Annotated in this window: 16 protein-coding genes and 2 pseudogenes; 6 read left to right on the forward strand and 12 right to left on the reverse strand. The window is 38.6% G+C overall.

The features are described 5' to 3' along the window. The first annotated feature begins 705 nt into the window (after nucleotides 1-705). The 6 genes from ACQQ5U_RS11640 (at nucleotide 706) to ACQQ5U_RS11665 (ending at nucleotide 6,894) form a co-directional block, all read left to right on the forward strand. Complete coding sequence (locus ACQQ5U_RS11640; protein ID WP_437397694.1) at nucleotides 706-1,524, forward strand: universal stress protein; 819 nt, start codon at nucleotides 706-708, stop codon at nucleotides 1,522-1,524. A 1,090-nt stretch (nucleotides 1,525-2,614) separates the two neighbouring features. After that, nucleotides 2,615-3,202, forward strand: coding sequence for an HD domain-containing protein (locus ACQQ5U_RS11645; protein ID WP_437397696.1), 588 nt, complete (start codon nucleotides 2,615-2,617; stop codon nucleotides 3,200-3,202). An 807-nt stretch (nucleotides 3,203-4,009) separates the two neighbouring features. Then, nucleotides 4,010-4,801 carry a TolC family protein gene (locus ACQQ5U_RS11650; protein ID WP_437397697.1) on the forward strand — a complete coding sequence of 264 codons (792 nt, stop codon included), beginning with the start codon at nucleotides 4,010-4,012 and terminating at the stop codon, nucleotides 4,799-4,801. A gap of 381 nt (nucleotides 4,802-5,182) precedes the next feature. Further along, nucleotides 5,183-5,551, forward strand: coding sequence for an SDR family NAD(P)-dependent oxidoreductase (locus ACQQ5U_RS11655; protein ID WP_437397699.1), 369 nt, complete (start codon nucleotides 5,183-5,185; stop codon nucleotides 5,549-5,551). Continuing rightward, the gene (locus tag ACQQ5U_RS11660) at nucleotides 5,458-5,937 is read left to right on the forward strand and encodes an SDR family oxidoreductase (RefSeq protein WP_437397700.1); all 480 of its coding nucleotides are present in this window, start codon (nucleotides 5,458-5,460) and stop codon (nucleotides 5,935-5,937) included. The genes ACQQ5U_RS11655 and ACQQ5U_RS11660 overlap by 94 nt, the downstream gene beginning before the upstream one ends. A gap of 12 nt (nucleotides 5,938-5,949) precedes the next feature. Continuing rightward, nucleotides 5,950-6,894 (forward strand): NADP-dependent oxidoreductase, encoded by a 945-nt coding sequence (locus ACQQ5U_RS11665; RefSeq protein WP_437397702.1) that lies wholly within the window; start codon nucleotides 5,950-5,952, stop codon nucleotides 6,892-6,894. Nucleotides 6,895-6,985: 91 nt separating this feature from the next. Here ACQQ5U_RS11665 and ACQQ5U_RS11670 read toward each other — a convergent pair whose 3' ends face one another. From ACQQ5U_RS11670 to ACQQ5U_RS11725, 12 genes and pseudogenes are all read right to left on the reverse strand, one after another. Next, complete coding sequence (locus tag ACQQ5U_RS11670; protein ID WP_437397703.1) at nucleotides 6,986-7,618, reverse strand: nitroreductase family protein; 633 nt, start codon at nucleotides 7,616-7,618, stop codon at nucleotides 6,986-6,988. 53 nt (nucleotides 7,619-7,671) lie between these two features. Continuing rightward, nucleotides 7,672-8,304, reverse strand: a complete 633-nt coding sequence (locus tag ACQQ5U_RS11675; protein WP_437397705.1) for an aldo/keto reductase — start codon at nucleotides 8,302-8,304, stop codon at nucleotides 7,672-7,674. Further along, a pseudogene (locus ACQQ5U_RS11680) lies at nucleotides 8,258-8,607 on the reverse strand (aldo/keto reductase). Before ACQQ5U_RS11680 ends, ACQQ5U_RS11675 begins: the two are co-directional and overlap by 47 nt. A 236-nt stretch (nucleotides 8,608-8,843) precedes the next feature. Beyond that, nucleotides 8,844-9,284, reverse strand: coding sequence for a MarR family winged helix-turn-helix transcriptional regulator (locus ACQQ5U_RS11685; RefSeq protein ID WP_437397706.1), 441 nt, complete (start codon nucleotides 9,282-9,284; stop codon nucleotides 8,844-8,846). Continuing rightward, a complete protein-coding gene (locus ACQQ5U_RS11690) occupies nucleotides 9,277-9,723 on the reverse strand; it encodes a DoxX family protein (RefSeq protein ID WP_437397707.1) in 447 nt (148 codons plus the stop codon). Before ACQQ5U_RS11690 ends, ACQQ5U_RS11685 begins: the two co-directional genes overlap by 8 nt. 86 nt (nucleotides 9,724-9,809) lie before the next feature. Next, a complete protein-coding gene (locus ACQQ5U_RS11695) occupies nucleotides 9,810-10,229 on the reverse strand; it encodes an Ohr family peroxiredoxin (RefSeq protein ID WP_437397709.1) in 420 nt (139 codons plus the stop codon). A 249-nt stretch (nucleotides 10,230-10,478) separates the two neighbouring features. Continuing rightward, on the reverse strand, nucleotides 10,479-11,243 hold the full coding sequence (locus tag ACQQ5U_RS11700; protein ID WP_437397710.1) for an SDR family NAD(P)-dependent oxidoreductase: 765 nt from the start codon (nucleotides 11,241-11,243) through the stop codon (nucleotides 10,479-10,481). 180 nt (nucleotides 11,244-11,423) lie between these two features. Then, nucleotides 11,424-12,179 (reverse strand): annotated as a pseudogene (locus tag ACQQ5U_RS11705) (SDR family NAD(P)-dependent oxidoreductase). A gap of 71 nt (nucleotides 12,180-12,250) precedes the next feature. Beyond that, nucleotides 12,251-13,006 (reverse strand): SDR family NAD(P)-dependent oxidoreductase, encoded by a 756-nt coding sequence (locus tag ACQQ5U_RS11710; RefSeq protein ID WP_437397712.1) that lies wholly within the window; start codon nucleotides 13,004-13,006, stop codon nucleotides 12,251-12,253. Between the two features lie 40 nt (nucleotides 13,007-13,046). Continuing rightward, the gene (locus ACQQ5U_RS11715) at nucleotides 13,047-13,793 is read right to left on the reverse strand and encodes an SDR family NAD(P)-dependent oxidoreductase (RefSeq protein ID WP_437397713.1); all 747 of its coding nucleotides are present in this window, start codon (nucleotides 13,791-13,793) and stop codon (nucleotides 13,047-13,049) included. Nucleotides 13,794-13,900: 107 nt separating this feature from the next. Further along, nucleotides 13,901-14,776, reverse strand: a complete 876-nt coding sequence (locus tag ACQQ5U_RS11720; RefSeq protein ID WP_437397714.1) for a helix-turn-helix domain-containing protein — start codon at nucleotides 14,774-14,776, stop codon at nucleotides 13,901-13,903. Between the two features lie 117 nt (nucleotides 14,777-14,893). After that, a complete protein-coding gene (locus ACQQ5U_RS11725) occupies nucleotides 14,894-15,895 on the reverse strand; it encodes a bestrophin family protein (RefSeq protein ID WP_437397716.1) in 1,002 nt (333 codons plus the stop codon). Between the last annotated feature and the right edge of the window lie 23 nt (nucleotides 15,896-15,918).

Below are 15,918 nucleotides of genomic sequence, written 5' to 3' on the forward strand. Positions count from 1 at the left end.
CATACCTTTCCTGTTCTTTTGCGGAAACCCTAAGCTATTTTAATTTTGCCTTGAACCCGATTTATTTGGAAATTTGACAGGAACACACGAAAAGAACGGATTCTCTCCATGGGAATGACCCCAAGGGCGCTTTTGAAACTCAACTAGATTCGTGATAGATGTTTTCCCCATAAAAGTGGGGAAGTCATATTCGCCTAAAGTCTGGCATTCATCCTTTCTTCCATGAACTTTTCCACTCCCACCCCAATATAGATGCCACATTCATTGTTAAAGTACACGGAGAACGATAAAAAGATATCGAAAAGCTTTAAATTTATAGGATTAAGAGGGAAGGGTGTTGGATTGGAAAGCTGAAACAATGTTGACTCTGCAGGTTTAGTTGAACATGTACATGAAAACCAAATTCAATCTGGGTGAAGTACGGAAGATAATTTTTCCTATGTTAAAGAAATGACTCTTCTTTCCAATTGAATTTCACAAAGAAAATTCAGGCCAAGAGAATTGAAAGAGTAAAAATGAAGCTACTGTTCGCCAGGGTGAAGGTAGGTCATTTAGGTTTAGGAATGAATAGGCCTTTTTGGATCAAATGGATATGAGACCAAGCCTTTTGGTAATGAACAACTTGAATATTATATTAATCGGAAATCATTGACAGACAATACTATAACATAAAATACTTTTCAAAAAACAAATCAACTATCCATCATGACAATAATTGTTGCAACGGACTTTTCCGAATTGGCAGAGAACGCAGAGGATTATGCCGCAGCCATTGCAAAAATTGCAGGTGCCAGACTGGTACTTTATAATTCATTTAAGCTACCCATCCATGCTGCTAACTCTCAACTCTCTGCCGAAAGTTTTCAGAAGTTATTGGATGAAAATGATGAAATGCTTAAGAATCGATGCATTCAAGTTTCCAAACAATATGAAATCGAAGTTAAATTCGAATCTTTCTTTTCCATTATTGAGGATGGATTGAAGCAATTGATCAAAGAGGAAGAAGCAAGCTTGATCGTTTTGGGAATGAATGAAAAATCGCTCGAACAGGATCTTATGGGTAACACTACAACATCGGTTATCAAGAAGATTCATATACCGATACTTGCTGTACCTATTAATGCTAAATTTGAAGGCACCCAAAAACTGTTATTTGCTTGTGATTCAGAGCGGGAAATCCCTGAAAGGGTTTTGTCGAAGATTAGGGGAGCGGCAGAAAAACTCAATGGGGTAGTTGAGATATTCAACGTTGATTCCACTATTAAAGAACTGAAAACTGAAAATGCCGATTCGTCTATGTCCAATGAAATAGACAAACAACTCCAAGGGATTAATTATTATTACAAAAATGTAAGGTCGAATGACGTAATCAAGGAAATCGAAAAGGAGATAAAAGAATTTCAAGCTGATATTTTGATCATGGTACCCCAACAGTATGGATTTTGGGAATCCATTGTGCACCGTAGCAAAACACGTATTATGGCGTCGGGTCTGGATATCCCATTACTTTCCATTCCCTTATAGAAGATTTCTGTCTTAAATTAAACGGAAGGCGGTTTATCCGGTTTTTATGTATGATAATCCATAGCTCAGGTATGGAAATCCTCATCAAACATTTATTTTTGAAGGAGCCTTCGGGGATATCCGGACCCATTTACCTTTATGGAACGTGAAAGAATAGGGTAGTTGCAAAACCTAAAGACCTTGACCATGGGGCATAGGTAATATCATGATTTGGATCCAATTATCCTTTTCTTCAAAAGACATGGATTGATGTGTTGGGCTAACTCCAATCGGTTCAAGTGTTTTCTTAGATGGGATGCTGCATGATTTTACGTCACAACCGCCTGATATTCAAATAAATCTACTTCTCTGCATTAAATTTATAGTTATATTTTGTATGGCCATAAAGATAATTACATAGTGATCTAAATCATTTTATGGAACCTGATCAACCTATACTTTTGTGATATCAAAATCCAATCGCATTTATGAAAATGGAACTTCTATGGGTTATCTGTGTATTTGAAAATCAAATTTGTAGTTTATCGAGAACAAGTTGAGTTTCGTCACAAAACTGCACCTCCTATATATGAACCAAATTTTTTAGGATTTGTTCAAGTATTTTGAAGGTTTCAAACTGAAATCCACAGAATCTGTAGAGGAAAGGGAATAGTTGAAAATATGTCATATGGGACTATCGTTAGGATTTTAGATAGCCCTATGACAGCCATGGATGACGGTTATCATTGAGGTAAAACAATTCTTCGATAGAATATCTCAATTTTTAGACACAATTTTTAACTTGAACTACATTGTACGAAAGAGTTGGGAACTTGATAAAAGGAAAGTAAGGATAATGGTCGTTTGAATTGAGATTTGTAAAAATGGGTGAAAAGTTCTCGGGCAATAAAATCCAATATTTTTAGTTAAAAGAAAATATCTGATTGTTTTTTTCCAATATATCTGTTTGACATGCCGGAGATTAATTGTTAAATTATCCCAAACACCCGAGAGAATCGAGGAATCCTTTTTCTCAATGTGTTTGAACCGTTAAAAAATGTCCTTTAATGTGTTGTTGTGAAATATTAAGTTAGACCAAAATATGATTTCGATGTCCTATATTCTTTGCCAGACCGAAAACCATGCCAAGAATCTACTTACGGCAAGTTTGGACCCTAATTTTAAGTACCATAATTTGACACATACCCAACATGTAGTTGAATCGGTAAAGAAGCTGGTGGAATTTTACTCGCTTTCGGATTTGGATACCGAAGTCTTGTTGTTATCTGCATGGCTGCATGACATTGGTTACATCAGAAACCCGGAAAAGCACGAGGATGCCAGTATTGAAATGGCCCGTGTCTTTTTGGAGGAGCACAATTATCCCGAGGATCAAATCAAAAAAGTAGAAACCTTGATTGCTGCCACCAAAATGGGATATGAACCGATGGGGCTTTTGGAAGAGATCATTCGAGATGCGGACTGCTCGCACTTCGGTCAAGAAAGTTATCGGGAAACTGCTGAATCTCTTCGACAAGAACTTGCCAAACGTGGCGTGGTTGAATATTCCTTTGGGGAATGGTCACAACGGAATATTGAAGTTCTTCGGGACGAACACCAGTATTATACATCCTATGCACTACAAAATTGGGATCCCATAAAACAAAATAACATTAAAAGCCTTTTGATGGACAGATGATTTTGGCAAAAGATCACTAAAAATGTATAGCCCCAATATCTGTGCAGGCGGGGGAGTAGGATTTCCTTTATTGAAGGGTTAATCATTCTTGTGGATTGTTAGGAGTTAATTTTGAACAATGTTCAAGTCCCTTGTGGATGCACATGGAACAAAGAAGTATCCCAAACAACAAATGGAATGGTAAACCAAATCTATCCGGAATGCTAAAACAAGCGGAGATATTGATGAGCGGACTGTTTTCTGATCGAACATTGGGCTCAATCTAAAGTAAGGACTATGGCATAAAACATATGAATTTAAGAAAATTGTGCAATAATGATTTTCAAAGTAGTGCAAGACCTGTGACGAGGTCAAGTTTTTTTGAGGGAAATACATGAGTGCAGCACCGAGAAGATGCTTGACAGTGTGCTTGACAACGACTCGATGGTGAAACACCGCGCAATGGCCATTCCGTACTACCTTCGATACAGGTGCCGAGGGAACGAAACGCCAACTTCAACCCCATAAATCGTGCCCAAACATGGAAATATGGGCCATAGCATCTTTATTTATGTTTGTGTCACTCGATACCAAGGGCGTGAGCAACAGTGATATCGAGGCAAATCCACCAGGTCCATAGTTTTAAATAAAGTTCAATCCACTTTTAATTAAAGATTTGCACATAGGCACATCGGAGATTCGACAATCAAAAAATCAAGTCCTGTTTCTTGATTGAAAGAAAGGGAGTGGAATACCGTGACAAGATGATCGTAGTCATAAATATTGCCAAGGGAAAGGATTATTTTGGTCCATCAAACAAAGACAGACATGAAGGTACATCAACTTTTCTTTGTGCTCACTACATTCGTTTGGGGTCAAGGAATCCTTGCACAGGACAGTATTCCCCTCAGTCTCGGCGATGCCCTTGAAATGGCACTGGAAAAAAACACCGATGTCAATATTGCCATGGAACAGGGCAGGGCGTCGGAATTTGCCCTAAGGGAGGCCAGGGGCAATTTTTTGCCAAAACTGTCATTGAACGCAAGCTATAACCGCAATATCGATAGACAGGTCATTTTTCTGCCGGAACCTTTTGGTACCGGTGGTCCCACAAAGCTTGGCTTTGACAACGATTACAGCAGTTCGCTCAGCCTGTCGCTGCCTGTATACTCAAACTTCAACTTTGCCAATAAACGTCTGTCCCGGACAAGAAATGACCTTCAAAAAGAGATGGCGCGTGGTATACGGCATTCCGTGGAAAAAAACACCAAAAAGGCGTATTTCAACTATGCCATCGCCCAGGAAATCGTCAGGGTACAACAAGAGCGTTTGAGCAATGCCGAGGAGACGGTGGCCGACATCCAAAAAAGGGTCGAACAGGGCACCCTCACTGACTACGATATCACCGCTGCCAAAGTACAGGTGGCCACGGCCAAGAACAACCTTTTGGAAGCGCGTAGCAATATCATCCCCTTGGCCAACACCTTGAAATTGTTATTGGGACTTGACGAGCGGGACATTTTGAAACTGACCGAGCCGATTGCGCTCACCGAACCGGAAATCCCTTTAGGAAAAGACCTTGGCCAAATCTTGGAAAACAATAGTCAGTTAAAACAATAGTTTAATTTTGTAAATAAGATTAATAAGGTTGCCAATAATTTGTTTATAAATAATTTATCCATAATTATGTTTACAAAGAAGATGATTAATTTGACTTTTGTAACAATTTTAGTTTTGAGCTGAAATTTTTCATAATTGTGGTAAAACTTCTTATATCCAGAAAGCCGATGACTTTTTATAAAACAATCTTAAGGATATAAAGCTATTTTACTTTTCTTTTTACCTGCTTTCAGAAAAGCTTCTATTTGGTACCTTTGCTCTTGGTGGGGTGTTTATATTTTTTTACAGAACAAATTTAGCACTTGAACAATCACTAGGGAGGAGCCCCAGTGATCTTAATTCGTATTGTAGTTATCACTTGAAGGTAGATATTAATTAGCTATGAAAAGATTAGAAAATAAAATTATTATTATAACGGGAGCCGCCTCAGGTATTGGGGAAGCTGCAGCACTGTTGTTTGCCAAAGAAGGGGCTTGCGTTGTTGTGGCCGATTTTGATGAAAAAGGCGGTAATGAAATGGTACAGAAAATCAAGAAATCCGGCGGGGAAGCGACGTTTGTAAAAACTGATGTTTCTGATACCGACAGCGTTCAGCAAATGGTTGCTAAACAGTTGAAGTTTATGGCCGCTTGGATGCCGCTTTCAACAATGCCGGTGTGGGGGGAACCACTGCTCCTATTCATGAATTTCCCGAAGATATATATGACCGTACCGTTGCTATCGATCAAAAAGGTGTCTTTTTATGCATGAAATATGAACTGCAGCAATTTTTAAAACAGGGCAGCAAAGGCTCTATTGTAAATATGGCTTCTACAGCAGGATTGGATGCCACTCCTCATATGATTGCCTATTCTGCCTCCAAACATGCGGTGGTAGGGATGACAAAAACAGCTGCCATAGAATATGCGGAAAAAGAGATACGTGTAAATGCAATTTGCCCAGGTGCTATCGAAACTCCAGAACTTTTAGAAGGTGAGTTTGCAAAATTTTTAGATCAATACCGGGCCAACCAGCCAATGAAACGTTTTGGCAAACCCGAAGAGGTGGCCAATGCCGCATTGTGGCTATGTTCGGATGAGTCTTCCCTGATTACGGGCGTGCCCTTTCCTACAGATGGCGGACTTACAGCAAAATAGAGCAAAATAAGTATGAAAGCACTTCAAATTACGGGATACGGAAACAATGATGTAACGGTGATCTCAAAAGATGCACCTGTACCTGGATTAAAAGAAGGTAGCGTATTGGTAAAAGTTTATCATGCAGCATTAAATCCGGTAGATTGGAAAATGCGGGGAGGCAGTCAGAAAAAAATGCTGTCCCTGTCATTCCCGGCCACCTTGGGCTGTGATTTCTGTGGTGTAGTCGTTGAAAAGGACAAAAATGTGACCGCTTTTAAAATTGGTGATGAAGTATTTGGTAGCGCTATCCCCTCACTGGGAGGGAGCGGGGCTTTTGCAGAGTATGTGGTTACACCATCAAAAAACGTTGCATTGATGCCAAAAAATACAAGTCCTGCAATTGCCGCGGCTTCTGTTACGGTAAGTGTGTGTGCCTACTTATGCCTTCAAGTAGGCAATCTGGGAACCGGCAGTAAAGTTTTGATTATAGGTGGTGCCGGCGGAATTGGTCGGGCCGCTATACAATTAGCCAAGAGTATGGGTGCCTATGTCGCAACCATGGTGCATACTAAAGATATGGATGTGGTAAGGAAAATCGGAGCAGATGAAGTAATAGACAGTTCTAGAAACGAGGCTCCCGATTTGTTAAAAGATTACGATCTGGTGGTAGATACTGTAGGTGGCAAAGAATACAAGCTGGCGTATTCCGTTCTTCGAAAAGGAGCTATTATGACCTCTGTGACAGAACAACCCGATAAAGGACTAATGGAAAAGTATGGCGTAGATGCAAAATTTATTTTAGGTTTTCCCTTTACAGAACGATTGGAGGCCGTGAAGGGTTTTATTGAGAAAAAAATACTGTCCCCGTACATAAGCAAGACGTTTACTTTAGACGAGGCCCGGGAAGCATTGGAATATCAGGAGCACGGAAAGCCGGGGGGGAAAGTGGTTTTAAACATCAGCAAGAGCGCATAAAAAATGTATAGCGAGAGCCTGTAAACTAAAGGCTATCGCTATACATTGGGTAAATGTTCAATCCTCAGGTTCTTGATTTTCAGAATATCTACTAATCAACTTCCGTGATTAGATCTTCCCTGCTTTTTCTAACTTTTTTGAGGTTTACTAACCAGTCTTTATCGGGCTGTCTATAACCCACGGGAAGCATCACACAACTTCTCAATCCCTTTTCCCTTAAACCCAAAATTTCATCTAATGCTGCTGGGTCAAAACCTTCTAACGGAGTGCTGTCAACCCCTTCAAAAGCAGCGGCGGCTATGGCTTGAGAAAACGCAATATAGGCTTGTTTGGCCGCATGATGAAAATTTTCTTCTGCATCTCTTTGCGGGTAACTGTTCAATAACTGCTGGCGATAATTTTCCCAACCCTCGTTTTTAAATCCCCGAATGGTGTTGGTCAGATCAAACTGTTTATTGATTCGCTCGGCAGTATAGGTATCCCAGGCAGCAAACACAAATAGATGCGAGCAATCTGTGATCACAGATTGATTCCAGGCAATTGGTTTAATCTTTTCTTTTACTTCTTGATTCGTAATCACATAGACCTCAAAGGGCTGTAACCCACTTGAAGTTGGGGCTAGCGAAATAGCTTCAATAATATTTTCGATTTTTTCTTGCGGTACTTTTTGGCCGTTCATTGCCTTGGTGGCATACCGCCAATTCAGCTTATTTAGTAATTCCATAGTTTATATTGATTTATTGATGTGTTTTTTACATCTCTTGTTAAAGTTGGTTTTTAAACATTTACGCCTTTCATTCCTGCTTCGTCATATCTTGCCCCTGTTACTGTTCCTAAAGGAATTATGGCTTCTAAACGGTCCAAATCGTCCTGGGCAAGCACTACATTTGTAGCGTCAATATTTTCTTCTAAGTATTTTACGCGTTTTGTGCCCGGGATAGGCAAATGTCCTTGGGCAATAATCCAGGCAATGGCCAGTTGTACCGCAGTACTGTTTTTTTTGGTCGCCATTTTTTTGATTTCATTTACCAAATCTAAATTTTTAAAAAATTGCGCACCTTGATATTTAGGGATCTGTTTTCTAAAATCATCATCGGCAAAGTCATCAGGGGATTGGATTGATCCGCTCAAAAAGCCCCTGCCCAGAGGGGAGTAGGCAACAAGACCAATCCCCAATTCATTTAGGGTATTGATAATGCCCAATTCTTCAATTTGTCTTTCGAAGAGGGAATATTCACTCTGTACGGCAGTAAGCGGATGTACGGCGTGTGCCTTTTTTATGGTTTCCGATCCTACTTCGGAAAGGCCGATGTACCTTACTTTTCCTTCTTTGACCAATGCAGCCATTTCACCCACAGTTTCCTCAATGGGCGTGTGGGAATCCAAAACGGTGCAGATAATACAGATCAATGTAATCGGTAGATAGATTTTTTAGTGAACGTTCTAACGCCTTCTAACGTAGTTCTTGCTTCCATTGATCCTGCCCGTTAGCTGCTCGTCATCGTTGATCTCAAAACCAAACTTTGTGGCGATGATATACTGTTCCCTCTTGCCTTTAATGGCTTTTGCAACCAACCGTTCATTGAGTAAGGGTTCATATAAATCTGCCGTATCCAACAAATTGCCCCCTAACTCAAACGAGCGATGAATGGTGGCAATGAATTCTTTTTCGTTTGACTGACCATAAACATTATTTCCGGCAGTAGTCGTCATTACTACCTACCAGACCTATGGCAGGTACGGTCAACCCCTGACTTCCTACTTTTACTTGTTCTATATTCTTCACAATAACTCATTTTAAATCCCTATAGAGGGTCTAGTTCCCTGTTCCGATACGTATGGGATGCCTCGACTGAAAAATGATTTTTTGTTTTCACCTCGTGGGATAGCCCCGAGGTATTTGATTTTTAGTAATCAGATTTTTAATGTTGGGTTTGCCTAAGATATTGTTACTTTTTTAAATGCTCAAGCCATTCGCATAGGGTATCCTTTACTTTAAGAACATCTTGTTTGTTTATATTTTCACTTTCAAAACTGGCAATTAATTGATCGGGAATTGTACTTGCAGCGTGCATGAGGTCTTTTCCTTTTTCCGTGAGTATTAAGGTTACCATCCTTTCATCTTTACGGGAACGGATTCGCTGCAACAATCCATTTGTTTCCATTCTTTTCAGGACGGGTGTTAAGGTATTGGATTCAAGTAATAGCTTTTCGGAAATTTCGTTTACTGCAACCCCTTCTTTTTCCCACAACACCATCATTACCAAATATTGGGTGTAGGTGAGTCCCAGATCATCCAAAAAAGGTTTATATATTTTAGTAATAAGACGGGAAACGGCGTATATAGGGAAACAAAATTGGTTATCCAGTTTTAATTGTTCTTTACTCATACGGATTGTGTTTTTTGATCGACCTGCTTTGTCTCCAGGCTTTCCAGGCTCCCGTACTCCATAAGGCCCAAGCGATTAATACAGGTTGAAACAATAGGCGGATAAATCTAGCAGTATCTGAATTTAGGCCCGCAAAATCTTCTTTATTTATGTACTGTGCAATATTCCCCGGAAATATCAATAGGTAGAAAAGTGCCAGTGCCCAACCCACATAGGATTTATACTTAGTTAAAAATAGCATAGATAAACCTAGCGTGAGTTCTACTATTCCCGAAAGGATTACCACTAGATTTTTATCTAAGGGAACCCAATTGGGTACTTGAGACCGCCATTCAACTCGTAAAAAAGTAAAATGGCCAATGGCCGCAAATACCATAAAACTTCCCAAGATAATTCTAAAAATATTCTGGGTTTTGGTTGTTGTAATTGAAGGTTTCATTAAATATTTTTTTAAAAAATTATAATCTTAAAAAATGATGTCGAGCAGCATTGCCCGACATCGTTTTTAAATTTCCTAGAGATGTTTTAGTTCACTAGCTCTTTTACCGCTAAATCCACTTTTACATTGCCTCTTGTAGCGTTGGAATAGGGGCACATCTGATGTGCATACTCTACAACTTCATTTGCTGTTTTCATATCCAGACCCGCAAAAGCGACCTCAATGGTAATTTCAAAACCATATTGATTCTTTTCAATTTCGCCAATGGTAACCTGTACTGTAGTCTCGTGCGTGGCTCCTTTTATTTTTTTGATTTTCAGGGTACCAATAATAGCATTGTCAAAACAGGCCGCAAAGCCTCCTGCAAACATAATTTCAGGATTTAGGTAATTGCCCGGTGAACCTGGGCCACGTACATCTACATCCAGTTCGCCATTTTCAGATTTTACATGTCCTTCTCTTCCTCCCTTGGCCGTAGCGCGGGTGGTATAGATTTCTTTAATCATTTTTTAGAATTTATTATTGAATTTATATTAATTAATAGGCTAAAAACTTATGCCGTTCTGTGTCTCCTATCTACTACTCTGGCCAGTGGCAATAGAAGCTTTTTGTTTAATTTAAATTTTAAACAACTAAATCGTGCACGATGTAAATATAAACATTTTTGTTCATTATTCTTTTATTCCTATACAAAAGAATTTATAATGCCGGTCCTGGCAGGTAATAAATACCAGTAAGAAGTTGTTTGCTATTATTTATCTCAAAGTGGATAATAAACCGCCATCTACCGGGATAACGGCCCCATAAATGTATTTGGAATCTTCAGAGGCCAGAAATAGGGCCGTATCAGCAACCTCTTTCGGTTGGCCATATCTTCCGGCAGGGATTTTTTTTAAGGTTTCCATAATCCCGGAATTTTCATCATCTATTAAATCCTGGACCATAGGGGTTTGTATTAACCCGGGTGCAATGGCATTTGCCCGTATACCCTGTTGTCCCAATTCGGCATTAAGTTGTTTGGTAAACCCGATAACAGCGTGTTTTGAGGTGGTATAACTTATGCCACCACCACCACCTATGAGGCCTGCACCGGATGAAATATTTATGATGATTCCGTGTTTGTTGCCAATCATATTTTCCAATACTGCTTTGGTGACAATATACATACCATCAACATTGACTGACATTACCTTTTTAAAATCCTCAAAACTCGTTTGGGTCAATGGGCTATAATTGTCAAAGACCCCAGCTGTATTGCTAAGGATACTTATTTTTCCAAATTCTTTAAGGGCTGTTTCAACCAGTCGGTCAACGCTTTTACTGTCAGTAACATTGACTCTTACGCCTATTGCCTGTCCTCCGTTTTGATTGATTTCTTCGGCAGTTTTTTCAGATTTTTCGGGATCAAGGTCAGCAATGATTATTTTTGCACCTTCTTTGGCAAATAGTTCTGCCTGCATTTTACCCAAGCCTGATGCTCCTCCTGTTATAAGGGCCACTTGGTTTTCTAATTTTTTCATTTTATTATGTTTTTTAATTTATCCTTTTAATAAGTAGAAGCATTTATTACCACTTTGTACACGTTACTTTATTTTCAAAATACCTCTTTATCCTGCTTTCATATCCAAACCGGCATAAGGTAGGATATCTGTTTCTAAGGTTTCTTTTCCAAGGCAGATCCCAGAGGAAATCTCTTTTTGCTACCAAGCTATTAAACCGCCGTCAACAGATAGTATTGTTGCCGTGATAAAACTGGCATCGTCAGAGGCCAAAAATAAAAACACATTCGCAATTTCCTCGGGTGATCCCAATCGGCCAATTGGATGTTGGGCTATAACATTATCCATTTGTTCAGCAGAAAAATGTTTTTCTAACAAAGGGGAATTGATATAACCTGGTGCAATTGCGTTAATGCGGATGTTTTTTTTTACCGTATTCAACAGCAGCCGCTTTAGTTAGGCCATGTACGCCATGCTTTGAAGAAACGTACGCTGAATTATTTTGTTGAGCAATGAGCCCATCGCTGACCCCATATTTACAATAACTCCGCCCCCTTGTTTAAGAAACTGCGCTATCTGGTACCTCATACCATTTGCTATACCATTAAGGTTAACCTGCATTACTTTTTCAAAGGATTCTGGCGTATCTTCTGCAAAGGCAACTCCATTTGCAGATATACCTGCATTATTTAGAGCAATATCCAGTTTGCCATAGGTTTCAACAGTTCTAGCAATGGCCTTTTTTACCTGTTCTGCATCAGAAACATCAACTGCAATAAATAAGGCATCCCCGTCGCCGGCTTGTTTTATTTCATTTAATGCTGCTTCATGTTTAGACTGCTCCAAGTCTGCGATTACAACTTTTGCACCCTCTTTAGCTATAGCAATAGCCGAAGCTTTACCAATACCTGAAGCACCTCCTGTAATAAACGCTACCTTATTTTTGAATTTTTTCATTATATACTTATTTTGAAATATTGAGTTTTTTTGCTGAGCTTGTATTTCCCTCACATCCTGAACCTAATGAATTATATAATTATCTGGCCTCCATCCACAACAAGTTCTGCACCTGTTACGAATGATGCTTCATCAGATGCTAAAAAGAGAACCGCGTTAGCTACCTCTTCCGGTTTTCCAAACCTTCCCAGGGGAATCCCATATTCATCCCTTGCGGCATCCGGACTTGTAATAAGATAATTTGCCATGGGTGTCTGAATTATTCCGGGATGAATGGAATTTACCCGAATGTTATATTTGGCCAACTCTGCTGCAGATTGTTTGGTTAACATTAAAGCCCCCCCTTTTGAGGAAGGATATGCCGGGTTTAAATTGGGAAAAGCAATCATGGCAGTAACGGATGAAATATTTACTATCGATCCTTTGCCCTTCTCTTTCATTATGGGAGCAACGGCCATGGTGCCCAGATATTGACTATGTAAATTGACGGCAAGAATTTTTTGAAAATCCTCAAAGGTAAATTCCATAAAATCACCAACTGGCCCGGTAATACCAGCATTATTGACTAATATATCTATGGTGCCATATTTTTCCAATGCCTTTTTTGCCACCTCTGCCCATCCATCTTTAGAAGTAACATCCTGCACCATATATGTTGCTGTAAACCCTTCATCCAGAATTTCCCGTGTTACGTGTTTCAGCTTATCTTCCTGAATATCCGTAAGAAGTACCTTCGCCCCTTTTTGGGCAAATAATTTAGCTTCTGCTGCACCCATTCCACTGGCGGCACCGGTGATGATAGCCACTTTATCTTGTAGTCTCTTCATTTTTATTATGTTGTTTAATTTGGATAAATCTTTGTTGAAATTATTGAATGCTCATACCGGCATCAATAATCTGTTCTGTCCCGGTCATATAAGAAGATTCATCTGATGCTAAAAAGAGTACCAGGTTGCTTACTTCTTCTGTCTCAGCTAATCTTCCCAAAGGAATCATGGCAGTAGCGTCCCCTCCTTCTTCATTAGTTGCCTCAGACATCATAGGTGTCTTTATAAAACCAGGATGAACGGAATTCACTCGAATATTTTTAGGGCCATATTCAACGGCAGTGGCTTTGGTCATGCCCCTAATTGCAAATTTACTCGCCATATATGCTAAACTGGGATACCCGTAAATCGCCACGATTCCAGCAATTGAGGAAATATTTACTATTGACCCAATTCCTGCTTTAAGCATGGAGGGTAATGTAAATTTCATTCCATAAAAAACAGAATATTGATTAATATCGCATACCCTTTTATAATCTTCCAGTGAAAGATCTTTAGTATGAGCAATAGGGCCTAGAATACCGGCATTATTAACCAGAACATTGATGGGCCCAAATTTATCTTCGCCCCGCTTGACTACATTTTCCCATTCTTCAGGTTTAGTGACATCGTGCTTAATGAATAGGACGTTTTCGCCAAGCTCACTTGCAATTTCCTGTCCCCGCTCTTCGTTTATGTCGGTCATGACCACTTTAGCCCCTTCTTTTATAAATGTTCTAGCATGAGATTCTCCCATGCCTTGTGCTGAACCCGTAATAATTGCAATTTTATCTTTTAATCTTTCCATAATTTGTGATTTATTTAAAAAAACGATTCTAAATTATGAATATTTAAAAAATTAAGAATTATCCATATTGTTATAAACCTTATCCAATAGTTGACATTAATAAAGATTTATAAGCTTCTAGCGTAGATTCTATAGGAAGATGGCGAATAATTAGTATGCTGCTTGAAAAACTTACTGAAAGACTGCAAGCTTGCAAAATGAAATTCAAAGGCAATTTCGCTTATAGTTTGTGAAGAATATTGAAGTAGGTTTTGAGCAGCTGACACCAACTTTTTATTTAAAATTTCAGTAGGGGAAGAGCCGGATTGTCTTTTTACAACCTTGTAAAGGTAGTTTACACTTATATTTAATGAAGATGAATAGAAATTTAACTTTCTGTATTGTTTAAAATGCTTTAAGACCAATGTTTTAAACTTATTATAAATCTGAACTTCAGCGGTTATTAACTCAAAGGAATAGTTGGTATAATTTTTAATAAGGGCATTTGACTCTAATAGTAATGTTACAAGCAAATTATTAGCCGAATCATTCCATACCTTAGAAGATAAATTCCCCAAGAGTTGAATTATGGGATCATAAATTTTTTGAAGAAAATCGTAATCGTTTGTTGTTAACTCAAAACACGGATTTGATAGTTCAACATCATAAAAAGAAAGACGGGTTTTGTGAAAATGATCTTTCTCTATAAAGCCTTTTGTAAACATAAAGAAAGCACCCTTAGTATTATTTGATATGTGATGAACCTTGATTATTTGTTCAGGCTTGTATACCAATAAATATCCGGGTTTTACTGTGTAGGTTGTATAATTTATCTCGATTGTAATACTTCCCTCATCCAATATGCCGAATAAATAAAAATCCGGTTGGTAAGAAAAAGCTTCAAAACTATTGGGAATATGAGTTAAATAAAAAAAATCATTTTGGTTTGACCAAACCAATTTTCTATAGGATATGATATCCTTGATGGAATAATCTGTGATCATAGTTAAGCTTTTTGGCTCCGAAATTGCTAAACACTGTAAATTACTTATTTTTAACCATTTTTGCCACAGTGATATTTTAATGTCTTTTTCACTCAATTTCACCTGCTACAGGGTATACTACATTAAAACGCCATTTTTAGCTTTAATATTTGGAGGTAAATCAGTTTCATTCAACATTTCACGAAGATCAATTTCAATTATCCTACACAACGATAACATGGGTATATCACTAGGCATACCTGAAAATGGATTTTCAGAATAATCACCCACTAATTCCATCGCAATATAAATCCAGCCTATCAATGACACCACCAGTACAGATAACCAAAAACCCAACTGACCAACATTAATCATTTCCGGTACCATACTAAAAGGTAAAAAAGCAATGAATATCCCAATAAAATAGCGGCTCATATTGGCATATTGTCTTGGTAGTGGAAATTTTTTTATACGCTCGTTTTTCCCTTGCAGTTCATACATTGTACGTAATACGTTTTCCATTTCCACATGGCGAAAGTCATCTATTACTTCTTGCCCCCTTAAATTAGTCAAATCCCTTGACTGTTCATTAATAATTTGGGTGGCTGTGTTTGCATTATTGATCAACCGTTCCCGTTCATCAGGTTGCAAAAACTCCTCTAAATGGTTACGTGTTTCGCTATCGTCTATAAGACCAACACCAAATTTATTCTGATAGCGTTTTGCACGTCTAACGTGGATACCGGATTGATTGATATGTTCCCAGGATGTACTTACCAATAATTGACTTCTATGTGCATATAACCAAGCTATATGTCTATAAATCAGTCGCCGCTTGATTTCATGAATTTCTGCTTCAGTCAATTTAGATGCTGTAAATAAATTGGTAATAAATCCATCAACCATCATGCCCCAGGCCCGGCTATCGTTCACAATACCACCCCAAATTTTTCTGGCCTCCCATAAGCGATCATAGGATTGGTTATTTTTAAAACCTACATAAAATGCCACTGCCGTGCCAATAACCGAAACTGGAACCCAAGGTATTTTAAAGTTAATAATATTAAAACGGTACAATAAGGCTATGCCCGTCATTAATGGAATAAGCCATAAAAAATGATGCCCGGTGTTTTTAAGCATTCTTTTAAAACTAATACTTTTTG

The sequence above is a fragment of the Flagellimonas lutimaris genome (assembly GCF_051494225.1).
Taxonomy (GTDB): domain Bacteria; phylum Bacteroidota; class Bacteroidia; order Flavobacteriales; family Flavobacteriaceae; genus Flagellimonas; species Flagellimonas lutimaris_A.